The organism is Candidatus Paracaedibacter acanthamoebae, from assembly GCF_000742835.1.
GTDB classification, from domain to species: Bacteria; Pseudomonadota; Alphaproteobacteria; order Paracaedibacterales; family Paracaedibacteraceae; genus Paracaedibacter; species Paracaedibacter acanthamoebae.
The window spans coordinates 2,355,445-2,379,287 of the sequence record NZ_CP008941.1 but is presented as its reverse complement, the minus strand read 5'-3'; the positions used below and the strand labels follow the sequence as shown (position 1 = coordinate 2,379,287).

20 protein-coding genes and 2 tRNA genes are annotated in these 23,843 nt (G+C 41.8%); 16 read left to right on the top strand and 6 right to left on the bottom strand.

Annotated elements, in window-relative coordinates; genetic code table 11:
* Nucleotides 1–21: 21 nt before the first annotated feature.
* From ID47_RS10970 to ID47_RS10960, 3 genes are all read right to left on the bottom strand, one after another.
* Nucleotides 22–765, bottom strand: coding sequence for a hypothetical protein (locus ID47_RS10970; protein ID WP_038466552.1), 744 nt, complete (start codon nt 763–765; stop codon nt 22–24).
* Nucleotides 766–829: 64 nt separating this feature from the next.
* Entirely contained in the window at nt 830–1,027 is a 198-nt protein-coding gene (locus ID47_RS10965) for a DUF2795 domain-containing protein (protein WP_038466549.1), read from the bottom strand.
* Nucleotides 1,028–1,296: 269 nt separating this feature from the next.
* Entirely contained in the window at nt 1,297–2,379 is a 1,083-nt protein-coding gene (locus ID47_RS10960) for a patatin-like phospholipase family protein (protein ID WP_038466546.1), read from the bottom strand.
* A gap of 114 nt (nt 2,380–2,493) precedes the next feature.
* Between ID47_RS10960 and ID47_RS10955 the strand changes: the two genes are divergently transcribed.
* The 7 genes from ID47_RS10955 (at nt 2,494) to ID47_RS13745 (ending at nt 10,192) form a co-directional block, all read left to right on the top strand.
* Nucleotides 2,494–3,309 (top strand): MBL fold metallo-hydrolase, encoded by an 816-nt coding sequence (locus ID47_RS10955; RefSeq protein ID WP_038466543.1) that lies wholly within the window; start codon nt 2,494–2,496, stop codon nt 3,307–3,309.
* Between the two features lie 105 nt (nt 3,310–3,414).
* Nucleotides 3,415–4,998 (top strand): type II secretion system protein GspD, encoded by a 1,584-nt coding sequence (locus tag ID47_RS12100; RefSeq protein ID WP_051908859.1) that lies wholly within the window; start codon nt 3,415–3,417, stop codon nt 4,996–4,998.
* A gap of 168 nt (nt 4,999–5,166) precedes the next feature.
* Entirely contained in the window at nt 5,167–6,552 is a 1,386-nt protein-coding gene (locus ID47_RS10945; protein WP_038466540.1) for a hypothetical protein, read from the top strand.
* Between the two features lie 325 nt (nt 6,553–6,877).
* Complete coding sequence (locus tag ID47_RS10940) at nt 6,878–7,657, top strand: hypothetical protein (RefSeq protein WP_038466537.1); 780 nt, start codon at nt 6,878–6,880, stop codon at nt 7,655–7,657.
* A 65-nt stretch (nt 7,658–7,722) separates the two neighbouring features.
* Nucleotides 7,723–9,243: a hypothetical protein gene (locus ID47_RS10935; protein ID WP_038466534.1), complete on the top strand. Its 1,521-nt coding sequence runs from the start codon at nt 7,723–7,725 to the stop codon at nt 9,241–9,243.
* Nucleotides 9,244–9,454: 211 nt separating this feature from the next.
* The gene (locus tag ID47_RS13325) at nt 9,455–9,790 is read left to right on the top strand and encodes an SEL1-like repeat protein (protein ID WP_038466530.1); all 336 of its coding nucleotides are present in this window, start codon (nt 9,455–9,457) and stop codon (nt 9,788–9,790) included.
* A 276-nt stretch (nt 9,791–10,066) separates the two neighbouring features.
* Complete coding sequence (locus ID47_RS13745; RefSeq protein ID WP_269516645.1) at nt 10,067–10,192, top strand: hypothetical protein; 126 nt, start codon at nt 10,067–10,069, stop codon at nt 10,190–10,192.
* Nucleotides 10,193–10,238: 46 nt separating this feature from the next.
* Here the strand turns inward: ID47_RS13745 and ID47_RS10925 are convergent.
* Nucleotides 10,239–10,330, bottom strand: a tRNA-Ser gene (locus ID47_RS10925).
* A 334-nt stretch (nt 10,331–10,664) separates the two neighbouring features.
* The gene (locus tag ID47_RS10920; protein ID WP_198022297.1) at nt 10,665–10,991 is read right to left on the bottom strand and encodes a hypothetical protein; all 327 of its coding nucleotides are present in this window, start codon (nt 10,989–10,991) and stop codon (nt 10,665–10,667) included.
* A 137-nt stretch (nt 10,992–11,128) separates the two neighbouring features.
* On the opposite strand from ID47_RS10920, the gene ID47_RS10915 reads away from it, so the two are divergent.
* Nucleotides 11,129–11,205, top strand: a tRNA-Met gene (locus ID47_RS10915).
* A gap of 306 nt (nt 11,206–11,511) precedes the next feature.
* Here ID47_RS10915 and alr read toward each other — a convergent pair.
* A complete protein-coding gene (gene alr, locus ID47_RS10910) occupies nt 11,512–12,732 on the bottom strand; it encodes an alanine racemase (RefSeq protein ID WP_051908858.1) in 1,221 nt (406 codons plus the stop codon).
* 229 nt (nt 12,733–12,961) lie between these two features.
* Here alr and tsaE point away from each other — a divergent pair, with 229 nt between their 5' ends.
* From tsaE to ID47_RS10870, 8 genes are all read left to right on the top strand, one after another.
* Nucleotides 12,962–13,411 (top strand): tRNA (adenosine(37)-N6)-threonylcarbamoyltransferase complex ATPase subunit type 1 TsaE, encoded by a 450-nt coding sequence (tsaE, locus tag ID47_RS10905; protein WP_051908857.1) that lies wholly within the window; start codon nt 12,962–12,964, stop codon nt 13,409–13,411.
* Between the two features lies 1 nt (nt 13,412).
* Complete coding sequence (locus ID47_RS10900; protein WP_038467797.1) at nt 13,413–14,396, top strand: aminoglycoside phosphotransferase family protein; 984 nt, start codon at nt 13,413–13,415, stop codon at nt 14,394–14,396.
* Complete coding sequence (locus ID47_RS10895; RefSeq protein WP_038466523.1) at nt 14,389–15,087, top strand: nucleotidyltransferase family protein; 699 nt, start codon at nt 14,389–14,391, stop codon at nt 15,085–15,087. The genes ID47_RS10900 and ID47_RS10895 overlap by 8 nt, the downstream gene beginning before the upstream one ends.
* A complete protein-coding gene (locus ID47_RS10890) occupies nt 15,080–17,863 on the top strand; it encodes a PD-(D/E)XK nuclease family protein (protein WP_038466520.1) in 2,784 nt (927 codons plus the stop codon). Before ID47_RS10895 ends, ID47_RS10890 begins: the two co-directional genes overlap by 8 nt.
* Nucleotides 17,860–21,069 carry a UvrD-helicase domain-containing protein gene (locus ID47_RS10885; RefSeq protein ID WP_038466517.1) on the top strand — a complete coding sequence of 1,070 codons (3,210 nt, stop codon included), beginning with the start codon at nt 17,860–17,862 and terminating at the stop codon, nt 21,067–21,069. The genes ID47_RS10890 and ID47_RS10885 overlap by 4 nt, the downstream gene beginning before the upstream one ends.
* 487 nt (nt 21,070–21,556) lie before the next feature.
* Nucleotides 21,557–22,273 carry a type I methionyl aminopeptidase gene (gene map, locus ID47_RS10880; protein ID WP_051908910.1) on the top strand — a complete coding sequence of 239 codons (717 nt, stop codon included), beginning with the start codon at nt 21,557–21,559 and terminating at the stop codon, nt 22,271–22,273.
* A complete protein-coding gene (gene radC / locus ID47_RS10875; RefSeq protein WP_051908855.1) occupies nt 22,245–22,949 on the top strand; it encodes a RadC family protein in 705 nt (234 codons plus the stop codon). The genes map and radC overlap by 29 nt, the downstream gene beginning before the upstream one ends.
* A 108-nt stretch (nt 22,950–23,057) precedes the next feature.
* Nucleotides 23,058–23,837: a hypothetical protein gene (locus ID47_RS10870; RefSeq protein ID WP_038466514.1), complete on the top strand. Its 780-nt coding sequence runs from the start codon at nt 23,058–23,060 to the stop codon at nt 23,835–23,837.
* The last annotated feature ends 6 nt before the right edge of the window (nt 23,838–23,843 follow it).

The window sequence follows — 23,843 nt, the reverse complement described above, 5'->3', positions numbered from 1 at the left end:
AGTGTAATATAGTTGGTAAGCTTAAGAATCCTCACCTAAAATTTTAACTACTTCTTTGTCAGGATTTTCTATTTGATTAAAATTTTGATGTAGGTCATCATCGGTAATATTGTGAAGACATTCTTGAATTTTTGGGTTGTCTTCTTCAATATCCGATTTATCTTTTCCAATAATTATAAACTCAGCCCCTTCATAATTTAAATACTCAGGAGAGATAAGGGGAATAAATCTATAGTCATCAAAATTGTTTTGTAAATTTAAAGGGTAATTTGCTTTTTCCTGCCTCGGCAAACCAGCCCCCGTGGGCGAAGAAGTATGCGGGTTTTTAACACTTATTAGGTAGTCGGCCTGTGCCGTCAAATGGAATTCTTTTTGCAAAGTATTTGTTTCCTCAAAGTCCGTTAATTGGAAACATAAATGTGTATGTTGCTCATGACCAAGAAAAAGATATTTTCCCTCTCCCACACATTGAGCTGCACTCATTTTTCTTTCGCCTTCCGTCGCAGTTTTATAATGCTCTCCTTTAAATTGAGCTTTAAGCTCTTCAATAGTGGAACAAACCTTTTCAACAAAGGCAAAATAAGAAGTAGCTTCAGGCAACCGCTTTTTCCCGACCCGTAAGATAATATATTTATTGAGATCTGTTGGCTTAAATACTAGAAGCAATCCTTGTACATCGTCTATGCTGTGAGCATATGAATGCTGAACCTTTGGCCTATAGAAAAAATAGATGTTACCTTTTTGGAGAACAGAAAAATCCGACATAGATTTCTTACCTTTAATTATTGAAGTAGAATAAATTATTATTTTTTAAAATAATAAACAATAATTATTCAGATTTTTTAGCTTCTTGAGCAACATCAGTTACACTATTATACTCTTTGTCGCTAAATTCTTCCAAAACGTTAATTACGGCATCGGGAGCTTGATTATCTTCAGCCTGTCTAATCAAGTCATTTTTAGAGGCTGGAAAACTAATTCCTTTAAGATACTTTTCAATTGCAATCGGCGTTAATTGATCTACCATCTTTTTACTCCTTTTTCTATTAATAAGGACACTTTAATTTTTTAAATAAAAAGAGAAATAAACTACGTAAAAAGTCTGTAAAAATTAACCATTAGTCTTCAAAAAACTTTTATAAAATTTGACCTTTTCTGGATTAGTTTAAAAAATGGTACGCGCAGGTTGAGGCACCTTTCTGCTTTACTGAAATTCTTGCACTAGATCTAAAACTTTATATAAAAAACCCCGGACTTAAGGCCGAGGTTTTCTAAAGAGCTTTCAGTAACGATCTTTTACTTCTTGCTCCACTTTTCACCCACAAAGTGGTCGCGTACGGGTGCTGTTGTCTTTTTACCAATATTGTCATAATTGGCTTTGATCCATTTGTCAGCTGCTGTACGGCCTTTTTCAAACAAATGAGTCAAGAATTCCCATTCGGTGTTCAACTTACTAGACCAGCCAAGCTCGCTAAAGGCTTCTTCATCTTCAATCAAGTGCATGAAGACACGCTTAGTTTTTTTAGCATCCAGCAAGCCGTCATCAATTAAATCAGAAATAAAGGAAATTGCGCGCATTTCACGAACAACAGATGCATTATTGGTAATTTCATTCAACCGATCCCCAATCTCGCGGGCAGATGTTGGCAATTTGTCACGAACAGTTGGGTTTAATTGAACAAGGACAATGTCCGGTGTTTCACAATCATAAATTAACGGGAAGAAAACAGGGTTACCAATAAACCCACCATCCCAATAGTATTCGCCATCGACCTTAACGGCACTGTGGATGGTTGGCAAGCAAGCTGTTGCGAGCAAACATTCAATCTTAAGTTCATCCAACCCAAAAATACGCAGCTTACCTGTGCGAACGTGAGTAGCACATAAATAAAGTTTTGTTCCTTTAAATTGGCGCAACGCCTCGAAATCAAAACTGTTTGCAATTACATCTTTCAAGGGATCAAGTTGCAATGGATTTAATTCATAAGGGGAGAACATGCGGCTTAAGTAATCAAAAACCACAAATCCTGGGGAGTGGTACATGGTATACTTACCCAAGGCTTTGTCGATTGCCCCACGATGATTGAGAGGGCTGTTCTTACCAGATTCAGAAATCTTTTCCCAAAAAGATTTAAGTTCATCGCGAGCCCCTTGGGCTCCACCCTTCATCAAGCCTTGCGCAACCGCAACAGCATTCATGCCCCCCGCACTTGTGCCGGTTAACCCTTCAATTTCAAAGCGTCCATCTTCAAGTAAACGATCCAAAACTCCCCAGGAAAAAGCCCCGTGGGAACCGCCTCCTTGCAACGCAATAGCTATCCTTTTCTTTGAGCCTGCTTTCTTATTATCGGCCTGCCCTTGTGGTAAAGTTTTATACATTTTCTACTCCTCATAAAACACTCCTACCTTAAGCTTAACCTTATCCTATTAATAAATCGTTAAATTATTTTGTATTAATCTATAAATTAAGGACGAGATACTTGCAGAAATATTATGGTACAAATTTTTTTTCATGGCACACGGGGCAGCTTTCCCATTTCTTCACGGACTCATACTAAATATGGGGGCCACACGAGCTGTATAAGCATTCTAGTTGATAACCAATGGTTCATTCTTGATGCCGGTTCAGGCTTGATTGACGCGCCAAAAATCATTCAGGATAAAAATATTAAAAGATGTCACTTGTTTTTATCTCATTTGCATTTAGATCATATTTGTGGCCTTCCTGCTTTTCCTTTATCCTGGGATCCAACCTTCGAAATTAACTTATATTGTGGAATGAGTTTAGAATTTAGAGGTTTAAAGACAGCCCTCAATACTATTTTTGCCCCGCCCTATTTCCCCGTTAAATGGGATGATTTTAAAGCACGACGTCTTTATAAAGATTTTGTCGCCGGCGAATCCTTACAACTTAATGACACAGTTTCTATGCAGACCATTCCCTTAAACCATCCTGGGGGTGCGTGTGGCTATAAACTTATCGTGGGCAACAGATCAATTGTTTACCTGAGCGACACCTCGCACGAAAAAGGAATGTTCGATAAGTTTGTTAAATTTGCCAAATACTGTGACTTATTGATCTATGACAGCACCTATTGCGATTCTGAGTTCAGTGCCGTTGCTGACTATGGTCATTCAACCTGGCAAATGGCTTGTAACCTGGCAGAAAAGGCTTCCGCCAAACAATTAGCCCTATTTCATCATGACCCCAGCCATACCGATGAATTTATTGATGGCATGGAAATGGAGGCGCGCTTTAAATTCCCTAATACCTTTGCCGCTGCGTGTGGGATGACTGTTGAGATTTAGAGTCTATCGCTGCCCACAGCAAGCCATAATTTTCAACATATCGCTTGACAGTTTTTAATAAAATCCCGCATAAGAGAACAGGTTTAATCAAGCTGTCTGAGAACAATGAAATATTTGTGGGTTTTATTTGTTTTTTTTATAACTGCGTGTCAGCCTCCCCGGGCACAAAATGAATTCGCCAGTCGCGCAACCTTGGATAGCCTTAGATCAGAACCTGCCGTGAGTCAACCGCCACCCGTGGTGCGTAAAAGAAAAAAACATATTGAACACATCCCAGCAAAGTTAAAACAGCCTGCCAGTATTTCGATCGGGGAAAATCTTTCCCTAAAGACTGCCCTTTTAACGCTGGCCCAAAGCCATAAGATTGATATTCAGTTGACGCCAGATATTGACCGACAGATTGTTTTCTCAGCCTATAAAAAACCATTCATTGACATTATTAAGGACATCTGTGATCTTGCCAATCTTCGTTTCTCTATTAAAGGTCAGGCCATTCGGATCGAAGTCGACACACCTTTCCCGCATAACTATAATGTCCAACAGTTGAATATTATTCGTTCCACAGATAACCATACATCAATTGCAACCGATGTCTTTTCCAATAGCACCGACCTCAATGCTACAGTGGATAATGGATCCAATAGTAATGTCAGCGCCAAAGTTGAAAACAATTTTTGGGCAGAGCTTAAAAGCAATCTCGAAGTTATTATAGGCGACCCTTCCCTCTTTACCATTCACCGCCAAGGCGGCGTCATTACCGTCAGAGGGACCGCAAAACAACATAGAGCCGTAACTCAGTATCTCAATAATTTAAAACGGGCTACCACAACACAAGTCTTGATTGAAGCCAAAGTTATTGAGGTCAGTTTGAAAGATGATTTCAAAGCCGGTATCAACTGGAAACAATTGACGGGGGGTGTATTCCGTGCCGCCGCTCCTTTAGGAAAAATCGCCCAAGAAGGTAAAATTACGGCCCCCATGCATGCGCATCAGGATATTTTAAGTTTGGGTGTTGATACAGGGGACTTTTCAGCAATTCTTCAGGCCATTCAACAATTTGGCGCGACCAATACTTTGTCCAGCCCCCGTTTGACCGTCTTGAATAATCAAAGTGCTATTCTTAAAGTGGCGCAGAATCAAGTTTATTTCCGATTACGTTATGACAAACAATACAATCTCAATATTAACCGTGAGTCCGTCAATGTAGCCAGTGATATTCAAACCGTCCCTATTGGGTTGGTCATGGCCGTTCAACCGTCGATCGATGAAGACACCGGTGAAATTATTCTGTCTTTGCGCCCCACCATATCACGTCTCAATCGGTCTGTGGCAGACCCAGCCGTTGATATTGCGTTTCAGGCCAGTGGCGGTAAAGGTGAAAGCCCCAAACCATCCCTGATCCCTGTTGTGGAAGTGCGAGAGATTGATTCTGTTTTACGCGTCAGATCTGGGAAAATTGCCGTATTGGGCGGTCTAATGGAATCCCGAAAGGCCGCTGAAGATAGCAAAGTTCCTTGGTTAGGCGACATTTGGGGAATTGGTAAATTAGCCTCAGGCAAATCAGAAACAGATGAAATTGTTGAATTGGTTATTCTCCTGAAAGCAACCATCATTGAAGGGGATGAAGAGTTAAAAGCCGCCGACCAACGCCTCGCCTATGAGTATGTAGACGATCCTCGCCCCTTATAAGCATAAGCGTCACAGGAATCCCCTTAATATAAGCCCCCCTTTCCGCCATGGATAACAAAAGTAATGACAGGGCTAAACAGGCTAAAAAATCTTTATTGCTTATTTACCTCTTTTTAACCGTATATCCCTATTCTACGTCTATGTGTCAAATTAGGAGAAGACATACTGATGAATAAAATTCTGGTGAAGTATTGGTTTCTTATATGGGTTTATCTTATTTTTGGGGGCTCTTCCGTCATTGCCGCTCAATTACCAAACACTACAAGTGTTTATATAGGAATATCCCTCAATAAAAAGCTTGACCCTGATTCAGCCGCTGTTGCACCTGGGCCGTTTCTAACAAAGTTTTTTGATCCCCTGTTCGTTCATGTAGGCGGGCATGCTAAAAATAATCTTCATATGACTTTCTTTCATGGTACAGCAGCGCGCGTCGCTTGCTATGCAGCGCGTAATCCCGGCGGTAAGAAACAAATTAAATGTTATGCCACCGGAGAGCCCATTACTGCGCAAGAAGGAAAAGAACTTAATGAGCGTCTGGAGGCTACTTACAAGCTTACTTTAAATACATTGCTGCCAGCTAATCCATTAAAGGTAACTCTTAATTTAACACCTCGTTATAAAGAGTCTTCTGCTAACAAATATTTTGTTATGCTTGACTTTGACGCCATCAGTCGTGAAGCTTTAGGAAAAGTTTTAAACGTGTTTAGGCTTTTTCTTAGCCATAAAACCTATAATCTTACCCTGCCTCTTCCCGAAAAACTTATCCATTTTCCGTTAGAGGAAGACATTGAAAAATTGAGTAATACCGCTCAAGCACAAACTGACCACTTTCGAGCCATGAATCATCCCCCAGTGCATTATGTACAGATTGTAAAAAGCGGTGTTCCTGTTTCCCTGGAGGCTCCTATTTGTTGCTCCCATTCCAATCAAGGAATAGGAACAGGCTGTATAGATATAAATCAGAGCCTTGATTCTGCTGCTCCTGAAAATACAAAGTGCTTTATTATTGGGGCAAAGAAATGGTATACGGGCGAAAAACCCCCGTCATCCCATGTCACGCTCGCTGATCATACGATTGGGTTTCCAAATCTACAAAATTTGAAAACTTTAATTGGAAGTACAGTGCATAATGCCACACAAATCAAAAGGTTACCCCTTGCTTTAACCAGTATTAAAAACGTTTGGGCTAAAGTTCCCGAAAATGTCATCAAAGGGGCAGTCTTCTTGACAATTACTCGTAACATGCTATGTCAGACCGCCAATGGGACTGTTAATGGTAAGGTTAAAGCTAGACTGGACAAAATTCTTCCCTCTGATAGTAGGATTGCTGGAAAGGATTATGCGACTCATTGGGGGAAAGCCTGTCGATCCCGCGACATTGGCGAGTATTTTAATGACGACAGTCACTTAAAAGAGTATGGTCAATACCGTCCAGCTTGGGACAACTATATTACTGAAAAATCAACGTTATTCAATAATTTTTCTGATTTAACCCATTGGTTAATCGACAATAGGATAAGCTTTGATCTCAAAGAATTGGATTTTCATAGTTGATCGCCCTGAGGAAAGACTCCCTTTCCTTTAGTCGGCGGACAGAAATAGAGGGGTCGGCAATTTCAGCCGCCCCTTTCCCTCTGTCTATTGTGGATAGGGAAAGATAAAAAGAAAATGGTTGAAAATCTAAACTTATACGGAATGGTCAAAAAATTTTCTTTAAGCATTCAATATTTTTATATAAGACGTCTATACCATAGAAGGCATAACTAAATTTTAAATCGACTTATTTTACTTTGACAGAACGGTAAAAGGAGTTTTACTCTAAAATGAGAATAAGTTACAAATTTTAGAATAAATTTAAAATAATCTTATGAGGACAGTCATGAAGTTAATAATGTTGTTACTTTCCCTCTTTTCTTTGGGTGCTTTAGAGCCAAACCAAATCCCTCCCTCTTATCCTGACTATTCTTACTTCCAAGCTTCTCATTCTCCTTTTCCGCAGACGAGTGCTCCGTACACAGAAGAAACTTTCAATACACCAAGCTCTATAGAGGAAACCAATCCATTAGCCCTCTATTTTAAACGACTGATTCAACCATCTTCATTACCTTATCAGACTTCTGTCGCAGAGACAGAGGAAGAAGAAACAATGCCTGCCGAACAGCTTCAACAACTCCAACTTTTAAAACCAGCGCCCACTTTACCGCGAGAATCGTCGAAAAGTCTCGAAGAAGAACTTGCCAGTCTTACTCAAGAAAATAAAGATTTAAAAGATAAAATAGACATAATGGCTACCCTTTTAGCAGAGAATAATCAAATGCTGAAAGCATTATTACCTGCTCTTCATGATCAAGGAATCCAGCTGCATGGGCTAGAGAACGGTCAGATTAAAATCGAGGACCACTTGATAAATATGATGCAGAAATTAAAGCACTGGAAAACTGAAATGACGCACTCCCATGCTCATAGTCTTATGCAAATTCTAAAATGGTTTAAGGTAGGGTTTAACATCTCCACCAGTGTGGGTACTGCCGTGACGACTTATTATACCATCGCCTATTTTACAGCCGTTTTACCTTCCGCCTTAACGCCACCCGGATGGATCCTTTTAACAACATCCGCTACAACAGGCGCTTTATATTATATTGCCTCTGCTGTTTAAAATACGGTCTAGATTCCCCTTTCGCCCAAGATAATAATTGTTGAAAAATTAAGTAGAGGTGATCGATGAAGCTATATTTCTTAAATTTAATTCAATTAGTTTTGACCGTACACGCTTATGACTCTGAGGATGACTCTTATTTTGATGACATTAATGCTCCTTATATTTATCAAACGCCGACCCTGGCGTCCTCACCATCTTTACCTCAACACCAAGGTCTAAAACTTGTTAAAATGGACCTATCTAAGTATTTGGAAAGGAAATTAGAGAAAAGTAATTTTATTGTAATCTCCCCAGAACACTATGAATTGATCGAAATACAAGTTTCCATAGAAATTCAGAAGACACTCCTGTGGATTAAAAAAAATCTAGAAGCTAAGCATCCCCACAATATTGTGCAACATCGAGAAGAATTCCACGCCCGCATCAAAGCAGGTATCGAAAACCTTATGCAGAATATGGAAAAAATAGGGCCAACAATCATGGGATTAACCTCCCTTGATGACGTAGACTCTAAAGATCAGAAAAAATATTACGCATTTTTATTTATTCTAGACAATTATTATCGGGATCAACTGTTGCGAATAGGTTATGGTTTGTTACAACCAATTTTACATAGTTCCATCAATCAGTCCTCTGTAACAACCGACTTACAGCGTTTACAAAATTACAGCTTGGCAGATGAAACCTTTATTCCTGATACACTACGCACCTGGAAACGCAAAAAATTTTATTTTTGTCTCCTCAACCAACTTACTCACCCATCCTTAGACTTATTTGTTAAAGAAGAGTTGATTGAAGCAAAGAAACAAATTGGATTTAACATCAATTATAGCATTGACCATGATTATCTCGCCAAGTTCTACCAGGACAGCTGTTCATTTTTAACGGAAGACCTTACTTTACTTTCTAAAGAGATCAATACACCACAAAAAATCTATAAAATAACGAAAAAAATTATTAAAAATAGTCTTCGATTGCATGAGGATTATCAAAAGTTTTTTCCTGATCACCTGGTAGCCAATAGAATTAAAGCTGACATTGAATCTTACCTTGCCCAGTGTTTGGCTGATAGCCATACGCTCTTTTTTCAATATTGCCCGTCTTTATTTCTCGAGAAAATCACTCACCCACTGCCCATAGAAGACCTGAAAGAGCTGGTGACGCATTTTTTTGAAGGAACCTTTGATATCCATAAAACAATAACTCTCTATGTTAGTGATACACCATTTAGCCCGATAACCCTAACAACCACTTATCAAGAAAGTGTTTATAAATGTACCCTTGCAACTTTAACTGCTATTGAAGACTTATATAATAACCGAAGCCTTGTGACTAAAACGCTGACTTCTTTTGGCAGTCGCACGTCTCAAACGAGAACTTTTTTAGAGATATTTAAGTCGTCCTCCCACCAACAATTTCCATTTCTGTTTGCTCCATCAGAGCATCCAGAACTCTCTCTAATTGATGGGTTCGCAAAGATTGAGAAGCAAATGGATCAAATGGATGGATCGCCTGTTGAAACAGTGAGTAAAAATCTTTATTCCCTATTGGAATCAACTGGTATTTCAAGTTGGTGGGGATGAAAATCTTACGCCCCTCGTGGTAGCGTGAGTACTTAAAAAATATTCAAAAAGCGGATCCATTGTAAAGTTGCAAGTATGTCGTAATATTTACCCCATGTGGGGCATTTTTTAAAATTTAATGTCCCTTTTTCGGATAGTACCATTTTAAAATACCTAGACGAAAGTAAGAATTGAAGTCCCATTTAATAATGTTATCAATTATGCCTTTGAATTGATTAAGCAAGGAAGATTTTATCTGCTTGATGGAGTAGTAGAAAAATATCCTTCCCCCGTAATTTTTCAAATTGCCAATAAACTTTTTCACAATTCCACTCCTTCACAATACAAGGAAGAAATTGCTAAAGAAATGATCTATCTTTTGAAATTAGCCGCTCAACAGCTTGATGGAAATGCCCTTAATCTACTTGCTTGCTGGTATGAAAATGGCAAAGGTACTCAGAAAGATGAGCACCAAGCCTTCACCTATTTTAAAAAAGCAGCAGACCATGGAATTGAGAGGAAGAAAGACCGATTGAATGACCTGTACAAAGAGGTTAATGAAAACTAAACACTCGGGAGATACACCTTATGGATGAGCCTTTATTTAAAATCTTAATGGGGGTCGGCTCGAATGAAGAGGGTAAAACCATTTGATCGGGGGCCGACTTATTAGAAAAGAGAATGCCTATTTAGGCTATTTTGTTGATAATCTTGTCAAAGTTTGTTCCACCTAAGGCGATTAAATATAGCAGATTAATTCCTTAAATGCAGTAGATTCTACCTTCTAAGTTTAGAATCTAAGGAGGGGGCGTGTATTTTAAAATTCTAAAGAAGGCTATTTTTTATGACGATCCCTACCGATGAAAAGTTCTATGCATCCATAAAAAATGATCTTACTATTAACCGCGCGCCGCAACGCCTCGCTGTCGAACCCTCTTTAACGGGTTCTCATCCCACTTTTCATCGATAAACTAAAAACCCCTAAAGTAATACTTACTTCAGGGGCTTTTAGTTTATGGCGGAGAGAGAGGGATTCGAACCCTCGATACACCTTACGGCGTATGACGGTTTAGCAAACCGTTGCCTTAAGCCACTCGGCCACCTCTCCGGATATAAACAATTTAAAGCTGACACCCCCTCTTGTCAAACTAAAAATCAGTTTTTCTAAGCGAACAAACCAAAAATTAAAATGACTTTACCTTTAACAAAGGAAATATCAAGGAGATTATAAAGCTTGTTCAATTTGTAAAAATACTTCTCTCCCTCTCCCGGGTGCTCTTTATATTCCCTCAACCATCCTCTCCGCAAGAATCATTTTTTATAGTTGAGGCCTTTCAAAACCCCCCGTCTTTAGAGAGGCGGTTTAAGAAAATTTTTAGTTCAACAGTGTTTATGGCATACCCTAAAACGAGGTTCAAGGTGACAAACGCTGAGTAACAACCCTAATAAGCTGGGGCATGCTGCAATCCGAGAGTTTTGGCAGCATTCACAAGAGCAAAATAGAGCATTGTTAAGTCTAAAGTCTGCGGAATACGGATAACTTGCCCATTACTACTCCTTAAAGGACGGTCAGATAAAACAATCCTTAAGTACTTAGAGGGAATTGTTTCAAATAATTCTTGATCTGTGATAATAATATGCCAATCCTGTCGTAACTGGTTGTCAAAATTTTCACCCACAATCCCCAATGCAAGCAAAAGTCTTTTGATTTTAGACCCATTACGGCATCGAATAGCAACATTCATACTTGGAAAACTCTGAAACGGCATAACTCACCTAAAACAATTTATAGTTTACACGAGGCAAAATAACAACCATTAGTTGAAATGTCAAGTTTTTACCACATTCATAATACTTTTTTTTGACAACGATAAGAGATACCGCTATATTATGGATATCCTAATGTGGCGAAGTAGCTCAGTTGGTTAGAGCAGCGGAATCATAATCCGCGTGTCGGGGGTTCAAATCCCTCCTTCGCTACCATTTCCCCTCCTAAAAAATAGACTATCTTCATCAAGATAACCTTACAAGAGAAAAAAATAGAGGTCACTCCTCCTTAAAAAATCAGTTATGGAGAACCCTGTTCTGGGTGAATGTTTGACTTCAAAATTTTTGCAGCACGGCTTTTCTCTCACAGTAAATTTTGAGTCAAAACGATGTTCCAAGCCCTTGTTTTTTAATTAAGATGACCTTTGCAGAGTAACAGTACACCTCAATCCCAATTTATTACTCCGTGGAATGAAAGAATTATCTTATAGGAAGGGGTCCACCCCCACGAGAGGAGATTCATTAAGATTGGAGATAAACGCGTCGAAATCTTTTGCCCATCCGCAGCAGAATTTCATAAGGAACAGTTCCAGCTAATTTCGCAAGGGATTCAACTGAAATATCGCCCCCCATTAAACGCACCCATCCTCCCATCTCTAAATGAATTTCTGGAATATCAGTCACATCGACGGTCATAACATCCATGGAAACTCGGCCAACAATAGGGGCTTTGTAACCAGCAATATCCACCTGCCCTTTATTGCCCAGGACCCATGGATAGCCATCCGCATAACCCACACCAATGGTTGCCACCCGCCGTGCACTCGCGGCGACAAAGGTTTGAGAATAACCAATGCTTTGACCCACAACCACATCTTGAATCTGGTAAATCCGGCCCCATAACTCCATCGTCTGCTGCAAGGGATTAGCTTTTTCATTAATGGGATTAATTCCATGGAGGGCAATACCAGGACGCACCATATCATAATGGAATTCAGGACCAAGAAAAATAACACCCGACTTGGCGAGGCTCGCCTTCATCTTGGGCAGATGTCGAATGGCTTGATCAAATCGTTGACGCTGCTGGATGCTAAAAGTCATATTTTCATCGTGACTATAAGCCATTTGACTTAAAACAAGCTTTAGATCCATTCCATCCAACAACTCAGGATTACTCGCCAAGGCCATATACTCTTTACTTGGCAAGCCTGTACGACTCATTCCCGTATCAATATGCAACGCTGCTGGTAGCTTTCGTCCTGTCATATGACAAAAAGCCTGCCATCGATCCACTTGATCCAAATCCGTCAAGGCGGGAATTAAATGAAACTCTGCATATGTCCCCTCTGCCCCGGGGAAAAACCCATTGAGAATATAAATATGGGCATCTAAGCCCCTATCCACAAAAGCTTCACGCAAGGCAACCCCTTCATGAGCAAAGGCAACAAAAAACGACCGACAGCCTTCCTGATGCAGCCGTAACGCTATAGGAACGGCGCCCATACCATAACCATCAGCTTTCAAAACAGCTGCACATTCAGCCGTTTTAGCTTCCTCAGCAAGTCTACGGTAATTGGCAGCCACATGGTCCAAATTGACGACTAGGCAAGAATAGGTAGACGTGGGCAGAGATTTGAGATAAGTGGGAATTGGATTGGAAATTGTATTGGGAATCGTATCTGGTGTAGTCTCCCGCATCGTGTCAGAGATTTGGATGACTGATAATTTTTCTTTTGTCTGCATGACAACGGTTTCCTCAAGGGCAATAACAACGATTATACATTAAAGAGCCGCTCGAGAAAATACCATCATCAGGATGTTACAGACATCGATCAACAACCGTCCCGCACACCGAGAGACCTCTGGGCTCATATTATTTCACTATCTACTGTACCCATTTTTCTTGCATAAGTCACGGACTTCGCAATATTTTTAAGGTATAAACAATATTATCCTGTTGGTAAATAGTTTAATGCATACCTTTCAAAAAGTATCCGAAACACGCCTTAGTCAAATTGCTGCTAATCTAAGTGTCCATTTACTATCCCCTATTACCGTTTGTCTGTGGGGCGATTTAGGAGCTGGCAAAACCACATTCTGTCGGGCTTTAATTCGCAGTCTTTGCCCCCATGTTGTCCATGTCCCTAGCCCAACTTTTACGATCATACAGGAATATGCATCTTCCCACGGTTCTATCTGGCACTGCGATCTTTATCGGCTTAAGGCGATCGATGAGATAGAAGAGCTTGGACTGCTTGATGCTTTTTATGATAAAATCTGTTTAATTGAGTGGCCAGAACGCCTCGGGCATTTTTTACCTGAAAATCGACTTGATCTTCGACTCACATTTGCAGCAGACTTAAGTCGCACCATTGAAATGCAATGCCACGGAGCTGTACACATTGACTTTAACTGCTTATAATATGAAAAACGCATTACACGACTTCTTAAAAGATCATGGCTTGGCAACCGCTACTATGACCTTTCTTGCGGGAGACGCCTCACCACGCCAATACTTCCGGTTAAACCGGCAACCGGATACATTTGTTTTGATGAACACACCGGCTTCTGAAAAGCCTAAACAATTTATCGATATCGCTACTCTTTTGACGAATAATGGTTTTTCTGCTCCCCAAATCATCGGTCACAATCTATCGGATGGATTTATCCTTTTGGAAGACTTACACGATGACACATTTACCAACGTCCTTAAAGCAAACCCTGAACAAGCCCCCGCTTTATATACTCTTGCAACCGAGACCCTGGTTGCTTTGGCACAAACATTTCATAGCAAGCCAGACATGATTGAAGACTATTCGGTCCGTCAATTTATGGATGGGGTCTTCTTATTCGTTGACTGGTTTTATCCAGCAACTCACGGCCATCAGCTGCCGGCAAAGGCGAGATCTGAATTTGAAAAAGTATGGTTGAAAGTGTTCGAAAGGGCTGATACCCTGCCCAAAACCTTAATATTGCGGGACTTCCACGTTGATAATTTAATTTATATCAAAGACCGGCCCCAGACGAAAGCATGTGGCTTATTGGACTTCCAAGATGCTCGCTGGGGTCCCATGGTTTATGATTTTGTTTCCTTAATTGACGATGTACGAATGGATATCGCTCCGGACATTGAGCTCAATTGTTGGCAGCGCTATAGTCAAGCATTTTCACAATTTCAAGAAGGAACCATGGAGCGCACCATTACCTATATGGTTAGTGCCAGCCGTCTCACCCGCATCTTAGGACTTTTTGTACGTCTAGCCAAACGCGATAACAAGCCTCACTATTTAAATCATATCCCTAGAATCTGGCGACTTTTAGACAAGAATTTGAATCATCCCGAATTAGCGAAAATCAAAAATTGGTTCAACCAGAATATTACTGTGCGAGACGTCAAGCATGATTAAGCAAAGCATGATTTTGGCTGCAGGAATGGGCAAACGCTTGCAGCCCCTGACGTTGACGACACCAAAACCCTTGATCACATTAAATGACACCCCTCTATTGCAGCATATTCTTAATCGATTGTTGCCTCGCCAGCTGGATAAAATTGTCATTAACACACATTATCTATCTGACCAAATCGCCTCTTACTTAAAAGATACGTCGGTTATCATTTCCCATGAATCAGAACTTTTAGAAACCGGGGGAGGCATTGCCAATGCTCTATTTCACTTTAACAACCAGCCATTCTTTAGCTTAAATTCTGACATTTGGTGGCAAGAAACCTCGGGCAATATTTTAGATGATTTACAGCAAACATGGGATGACAAAACCATGGATGCTTTGTTAGTTTTAGTATCCCACAAGAATGCGTTAAACTTTGCAGGTCCAGGCGATTTTTTCTGGAATGAGGCCACCTTAACCCCAACATTTAGCCCCGCCGGATCTCCTGCCCCTTATATTTACACCGGCATCCAATTACTGCACCCTAGAATTTTTGAGAATTGTCCGCCTGGCGCTTTTTCGATTGTCGATCTGTATCGCAAAGCCCATCATAACAACAGACTAAAAGCTATTGTTTTAGAGGGGATTTGGTCGGATGTCGGAACTTTAGACGCCCTTGAATCTTTACGCCACAGGTTGGCCCATGGCTAAAGTTTTCACGATCCCTTTTGGCCAGCCGTTCCTCGAAACCTTGGCAGATGGGATCATGCAAAGATTTAGCTCCAACCCTCTTTTATTGGCAAAAACTCTCGTTATTCTACCAACCCGGCGCGGCTGCTTAGGTCTAAAAGAAGCTTTTCAGCAACGCCGCAACAGTCAAATTCTCCCCCGTATTATCGCTTTAGCTGACCTTGAACAGGAACCAACTGTCCCTGGATTTATTGCGCCCGTCTTACGACCAGCCATGCCTGCTGCCCAACAATTGGGGTTATTGAGCCAATTGATCTTAAAGAAAGAACAAACTTCAATTGCGACCGCTTTAAACTTGGCCAAAGAATTGATGACCTTATTGGACGAGATTCATACCTCTGATGGTGACATAGCGCGCCTACAAACCCTGGTCGGCACCCAATTTGCTCAACATTGGCAAATCACGCTGGATTTCTTAAAAATTATCACCGACTATTGGCCATCTATCTTACAAGATTATGGCATGATCGATAGCGCCCAAAGACGACGGGATAATCTGAGAGTTTTGGCCCAGCAGTGGGCGCCGGACTATCCCGTTATTTTGGCAGGAACGACAGCGACCCGTCCCGCCACAGCAGATCTCGCCAAAGCAATCCTTAATTTCCAAAATGGGAATATTGTTTTACCAGGCTTTGAGGCTTTATCAGAAGACTTACCACCCTCCACCCATCCCCTTTACACGCTGCATCAATTTGTTGATCGCTTAGGGAGTCTTGATATTAGACCGTGGGTAACCCTTGCAGCGCCAGCAAAGGCTCGCGGCAAACTCTTACAACAAGCCATGGCGCCCGTTATTAATATGGCGCAACCATTATCAGCTGCAGAGCAACAAGATATTATCTCTAATCTCTCCATGGTGGAATGCCGAGATACAGGTCATGAAGCCCTCATAATTGCCTTAAAAATCCGCCAAAGCCTTGCGGAAGGTCTTGAATCCATCATTGTCATTACACCCGACATGGAATTAACCCGCCGACTCCAATCCCAACTCAAGCGCTGGAATATTATTGCCAATACGTCCCAAGGGACGCCCTTAACTAAAACCGTGGTGGGGACATTTTTATGTTTAATTACTCAATTCCGCAGCCAACCAACACCGCGAGGATTATTAGCCCTCTTAAAACACCCCCTCTGTTATCGGCATCTTAATCGAGCCGCTCATTTAAATCATGTGCGCCAATTGGATTTAAAGTTACGTCGGCGACGCCAACCCAACCTTCTTTCAGCTGACTATGTGAAAGAGGAGGATCGAGAATGGTATGAGGGCTTTTTAAAAGACATGGTCCTAACAGATCACTCGTCCAAGAAATCATTAACAGAACATCTGGATGATCTTATAAAAATAGCAGAAATTTTGTGTGCGCCAGAAAAACTCTGGGGAGAAGCCGATGGTCAGAGAGCTGCTGATTATTTTGCCTCTTTAAAGCCCCATGGTGACTTTTATCCGCCGCTGAACGGACGAGAATTTCGGGATCTCTTGCCTCAATTAATGAACCAAGAACTCGTTCATGATCGACAAGGAATCGGCAGCCCCGTTCGTATCTTGGGTGCTCTCGAAGCCAGACAGGCCCATGCCCCGCTGATGATTCTGGCGGGATTAAATGAGGGAACCTGGCCGCAAGATCTTGCCAGCGATCCGTGGTTAAATCGTCAAATGCGCTTGGATTTAGGACTCCCCGATCCCTTACGGCGCATCGGTTTGTCAGCCCATGACTTTTGCCTTGGATTTTCGGCCCCTCAGGCTATGCTTACTCGAAGCATGAGAAAAAGTGGCACGGCAACAGTCCCGAGTCGTTGGTGGTTACGCTTAGAAACCCTATTATCCATTCATAAAATCAAGCTTGATGACGGGAAACAACTTAAAGAGTGGGCGGAAAAACTAGATGCGCCGCAAAAAATTGAACCAGCAGCCGAACCATTACCCTGTCCCCCTTTAGACAAACGACCGGTCCATTTTTCCACAACCGACATTGAACAATTGATGCGCGATCCTTTTGGTTACTATGCCCGTCGCATCTTAAAATTACGCAAACTTGATGTCCCTGATGAAGACTTAGATTCCCGTGACCTGGGTAATTTAATCCATGAAGGCCTTGATCTTTACCATCGCCTGTATGGCAATCAGATTGATTTAGATAAACTTATCGACTGTGGTGAAAAAACGTTTGCTCCTTTTATAGCGGATCCCTACGTACAGCATTTTTGGTGGCCACGCTTTACCAGTGTTGCTCACTGGCTCGTTAATGAATGGCGTAAACGCCAATTAGACTATACCTTCACCGAAATTGAAGGAACGCTTGACTTCAATTATGGTCATCGGCGATCTGCAACCATTACATCGATTGCCGATCGGATTGACGTCAGGGATGGACAAGCCATTATTCTGGATTATAAGACCGGCTCAACGTTGCCCACGAAAGGCGATATTATAGCAGGACTATCACCGCAATTGGCCATCGAGGCATTATTGCTTGCCAACAATGGATTCCCTCCCTTAATCAATCACTCTTTATCCAATCTTGAATACTGGCATCTCAAGGGAGGTAAAGATGGGGGCGCTGTGGTTAACTTGAAAGATATTAATCTTCTAGTGGAGTCAACAGAGCAGGGACTCAAAAACCTTTTGCAGCATTTCTTAATGTCAGCGACACCTTACCTCTGTAATCCCTGGGGAGAGTCAAAGCTTAAGAACCGCGATTATAGTCAACTCGCCCGCTTAGAGGAATGGAATTCATGATCGCTGTTGATGCCAATCCCAGTTATCCCCAAAAACTTGCCGCCTCCCCCCACGTTAGCGCTTGGGTAAGCGCCTCAGCCGGTACAGGTAAAACAAAAGTTCTGACCGATCGGCTCTTAAATCTTATGCTCAGCGGCGAAGATCCTTCCAAAATCCTGTGCTTAACATTTACCAAGGCGGCAGCGGCTGAAATGCAAACCCGTCTTTTCCACCGTCTCAGTTCTTGGGTACAGATGGATGATACACAGCTTCATCAAAGCCTCGAGGATTTATGGCAGGGTCCTGTGACGCCACCGCTACATCTTAAGGCGCGCAGCTTATTCACCCAGATCCTGGATCTACCAAGCGGCATAAAAATCCAAACAATCCATGGTTTTTGCCAAACAGTTCTGGGACGATTTCCGTTAGAAGCCAGAATTCCGGCACAATTTTCAATTCTGGATGATACAACGGCCGCTGCCTTATTACACCGCGCCAGCGCAAAAATGTTGCACCAAAAATCGCAAGAATATCCCGATCTATTCGATCTCTTAGCGCTTCATTATAAAGACAAAAAATTTGAAGAAACCTTAGAGGATTTACTGTCCCATCGCCGAAACTTACGCCAGCTAAGTCACCATAACCTGGATTCCTATAATCATCACCTTAAGGTAACACTTGACCTACCCTCTCACTTAACTCTTCTAGACCGACAGGCCCGCGAGGGTTTTATTGCCAAGGCATCGCAAGAGGGAACGTATAATCGGGCTGGCTTGTTGGCCTGCCTTGAGGTTAAAGCGAACCCCATCTTAGAACGATGGCTTGCAAGCTCGGTTGAAGAGCGAGTTGCGCTGTATGACCAATATGCCAGGCTTTTTCTCACAGCTGACGGCTCTATTTCTAAAAGGCCAGCCGTTAAACATGAGGTCGAAGCTGAACGGATTTATCAACTCAATGACCTGTTAAACCGATTAGAAATTGCCCAAAAATCCCTTATCTTGTTTGTTTTTGGAACAGCAATTTATGACCATTATCAACAGCAGAAATTGATTGAATCAGCACTCGATTATGATGACTTGATCGAAAAGACGATTAATCTGCTGAATGATCCAGAATTGGCAGCCTGGGTTCTTTATAAACTGGATGGTGGAATTGATCATATATTGATTGATGAGGCCCAGGATACCAACCCTGCCCAATGGGATGTCATCAAAGCTTTAACCCAAGATTTTTTCAGGCCCGACAAATCCAATCGAACTTTATTTGTGGTGGGGGATTCCAAGCAATCCATTTATAGTTTTCAAGGGGCAAACCCCCATGATTTTGTGCGGTTGCAGCACTTTTTTGCACAACAGAGCCAAGCCATCGGCCAAACATGGCGCACTGTGGATTTATCCGTTTCCTTCCGATCTACCCCCCAAATTCTTAATCTTGTTGATTCTGTCTTCACTGATAAAACGCTGCAAGAACAAGTTTTGGCTGAATCCAATCTAGTTCACACACCATTCCGGCAAAACCATCACGGTAAAGTTTGTTTATGGCCAGCCCTTATTAAACCAGAGGACGAAGAAAAAGGTGATATGACGCCGTGGACACTGCCCACTGTTAGAATAGTTGATACCGGCCTTTACCAACAATACGCTCACCAAATAGCGCAGCAAATTGATCACTTGCTCCACAGCGGCATGATCTTACCATCCACAAAGCAGCCTATTCAAGCCAAAGACATTCTAATTCTTGTGCGACAACGATCGGACTTTATTAACCATCTTATTCGGTGCCTCAAACAGCGCCACATCCCCATTGCCGGTGCCGATCGTTTTTTACTGACCACTCATTTAGCCGTCAAAGATTTGTTGAGCTTAGGTCAATTTTTACTTCAACCCCTCGATGACCTCTCTCTAGCCGCCGTGTTGACCAGTCCGCTAATTGGGTTAAGTCATGCCGACCTCATGATGCTGTCAATGAACCGTCAAGGCTCCCTATGGATGGAATTGATCAAGCACAGTGAGTCGCCCACTTATCAAACTGCCTATGAGTGGTTAAAGGAAGTTTTAGATAAGACAGATTACCTATCACCCTTTGAATTATTCTCTTATGTTCTGCATAAGCTCGATGGCAAAAAACGTATTCTCAGCCGATTGTCGCATGAAGCCGAAGATGTGTTGGGTGAGTTTTTAAATCTCTTGCTAACGCTCGACCATCAAATCAGCCCCAGTTTAGAATTGGTTATGGGGGAAATTTTGGCACAAGGCTATGAACTCAAAAGGGATAGTGCTGACACTCAACATAATGAAGTCCGCATCATGACAATTCATGGGTCAAAGGGACTTCAGGCGCCCGTTGTTATTCTAGTCGAAAAATTTAATGCGAAAAGTCCGACAGGCAATATATTGTGGCGCCACACTGATCAACAGTGTAACTTACTCTTAGCCACCCCCCCAAAAGCGCAAGATATAGAGCTTACGGCGGTCTTAAAAGCTGACCACCTATTGCACGAAGAAGCTGAAGATAAACGGTTGCTATACGTGGCTCTGACTCGCGCTCAAGATCATCTCTATATAGGGGGATATGGCGACAAACAACCCAAAGATGCTTGGTATAGTCTTCTAGAGGATAAGGGAGTGGTAAAAGAAGAATGGGCCCCTTCTGTAATTCCCTCCACCCAAGACTTACCAGCCCTTTCATCAGTCGATATTTCGATGTTACCTGACTTTTTAAGCACGACTGTGGATTTAAGTCATCAACTCAAACCGATTGAGGATAAAGAGCCGACGACGGCTCAAGCCCACCGCGGCATTCTTATTCATAAATTACTCGAAATCTTGCCAGAGCTTCATCCATCCTTATGGCAAGAGAAGGGGATGCAAGTGATACAAGGTATGACCAACGATTTAGCTCTCCAGCAAGATTGTCTGACAACGACTTTAACCCTCCTAAAATCTGATAATTTGCGAGATTTTTTTGGTCAGGATTCAGTAGCAGAACTTGAAGTGATGACAGCAAACGGTGATTTAATACGCCTTGATCGGATTGTGCTCGGACCTATCATTAAGATCTTGGATTATAAATCCTCTCAGACGCCCCCTCTTTCAGCCGATCAAATTTCTGCCTCTATTAAGCAGCAATTAAAGGGGTATAAGCAAGCTCTTGCCTTTCTCTATCCTAACACTCCGATAGACTGTTATGTTCTGTGGACAACCAATGGACGATTGGATCAGCTTTAGATAGAGGAAAATAAATCCAGCTTTTCTTTCTTTTTTGTCCGCCAGGACCATGCGAAGAGCCGGGAACTCAAGCTTAACAGGGAGTTATCAAACGATCTTTAGATTCCGGATCGCGCTACGCTTGTCCGGAAAAAGGAGATTTTATTAAGCCTACGACACGGCCCTCTTTTCCCGGCCGAAGAGCCGGGAACTCCAAATGACAAGCAAATCACTTCTGCAATCTCGAGACCCTGGGCTAAGCTAGGGGAAAAGCCATTTTAAAAGCGTGACGGCGCAAGACTTGAAAAAATGATGGGAAATCGCTACGGTGTTAGATAGATAAATTTTATAAACGTTTGAAAATTTAAGTAAAGGCTAAACCATGCTGATTCAAACTCAACATAACCACCACCATCATGACGGTTGCTGCGATCATGACCATGATCACGACGTTAATGATATTGATGAAAATACAATCATTCTGAACAGCGCTGAAGGCTTTGAAGGCATGCGGGCAGCTGGAAAGCTTGCAGCCCAAACTCTGGATTATATCGCTCCGTTTGTCAAAATCGGCATCACCACAGAAGAATTAGATCGACTATGCCATGATTTTATTATAAAAAATGAGGCGATCCCGGCGCCCTTAGGGTATCGTGGTTATCCCAAATCAATCTGCACCTCCTTAAATCATGTGGTATGCCATGGGATTCCAGGTAGCCGAAAGCTGATGGATGGCGACATCCTTAACATTGATGTGACAGTTATTTTAAATGGTTGGTATGGTGATACGAGCCGCATGTTTACCGTTGGTAAGGTGGGGCTTAGGGCTCGCAAATTAATTGATGCCACTTATGAATCCATGATGCGTGGGATTGAGGTTGTGCGCCCCGGTGCCACGTTAGGGGATATTGGCCATGCCATACAAACCTATGCTGAAAAGCAGGGATTTTCAGTCGTTCGTGATTTCTGTGGTCATGGAATTGGTCGCATTTTCCATTGTGCCCCCAATGTTATGCATTATGGTAAACCAGGTCGGGGATTAGAGTTGAAAGAAGGGATGTTCTTTACCATTGAACCGATGATTAACGCCGGTAACTGGCAGGTCAAAGTTTTGGACGATGGCTGGACAGCCGTTACAAAAGATAAATCTTTGTCAGCGCAATTTGAGCATTCAATTGCAGTAACCAGAGACGGTTATGAAATCTTCACCCTCTCTGGCAACTGAGACAAAGTCTCATTATGAGGGCCACCGACAGCGTCTTAAGGATAAATTTAATACTGTCGGTGCCGCTGCTTTTGCTGATTACGAGCTCTTAGAATTACTTCTTTTTCAAGTTATTCCCCGCAGCGATACAAAACCTCTGGCCAAAGCCCTCATTGATCGATTTGGTGGCCTGTTAGGGGTCGTGGCAGCCCCTATTCCCCTGCTCAAAGAAATTAAAGGTGTTGGTGATAATGTCATCCATGCTTTGAAACTTCAATATGCAGTGATTGGCCGGGCTTTAAAGCAAGATATTCATGGTAAGTGCGTTTTACAAAGCTGGCAGCAAGTCATTGATTATTGCACGGCAACGATGGCGTATGATGATAAAGAACAATTACGCCTTCTTTATCTAGATCAAAAGAATCAAGTATTATGTGATGAAATCCAACAAACTGGCACGGTTAATCATACGCCCATTTATCCGCGAGAGGTGATGAAACGCGCCTTTGAGGTGGGTGCCTCTTCCTTAATTATGGTCCATAATCATCCCTCTGGGGACCCCACACCCTCTCGCGCCGATATTGACCTCACCTTAAAAATCCAACGCATTGGTAATGATTTAGGCGTTAAGCTGCATGATCACGTCATTATTGGTAAAGGACGACATAGCTCACTTAAATCGTTGGGTATCCTTTAAGCACATTGGCCATAATTAGGGTTCTTCATAAATATATTAGCTTAACTAAAACTTAAGATAGTGACAGTATAATTATCAGAGTATCATCATTATAATTGAGAATGTATCATGTTCCTTAAAAAGCTTCTTACACCCTTGTTCCTATTACAATGCTTATATGCCGCAGATACGAATGACCCTGTTGTTAAGGAAGCTGCTACGATTTTTTCCCAAAGTTTAGAATCTTTTAATGTTGACGAAGAAGTAAAATCTACCCTGGAAATTAACACTGTAGAGTTAATGAACGGATTAAAAAAATTAGATGATCTCCAGCTAGAAGCAACCACTATAATAGATGTGCTTGATTCCTTTGAACAACCGGCCATCTTAGAAAATTATATTAAAACGGTATTAGAAACGGCTAACACGTTGATAAAAGCAAATCTTTTATCCATGGAAGGAGTGAATAATAATCTGCCTGCAGTTAACCGTAACGCCTTAAATATAAATTTTATACAGATCCGAGATATCTGCACACAGCTGCTACAAATGCTAGCGGATCCAACAATTATCAAGAACGCAGCCCTTTCTTCCTACCTTAAGCTGGAAGAAATGAAACAGAAAAATGACGAAGTAAAATATCTGAATCTCTTAACACCCCAATCTTCAAAGCAGTATGGAGATACAATGTCGGTGATTCACACTTCCCTTACACGTGGCTTGCGGTCCCTAAACGGTGAAACACTTATGAATAAACTGCATGAAAATGCCGATACCGTTGATGTAGAAAAGGCTAAAGTATTATCAACTCTTACAACGTTGCAGACTCAACTTAATGGCGTGACGGGCAATCAATCTTTAATCGAGCCTCTTAAACGAATTGAGACTCGTCTGACTACTGAAGAATAACGCTAG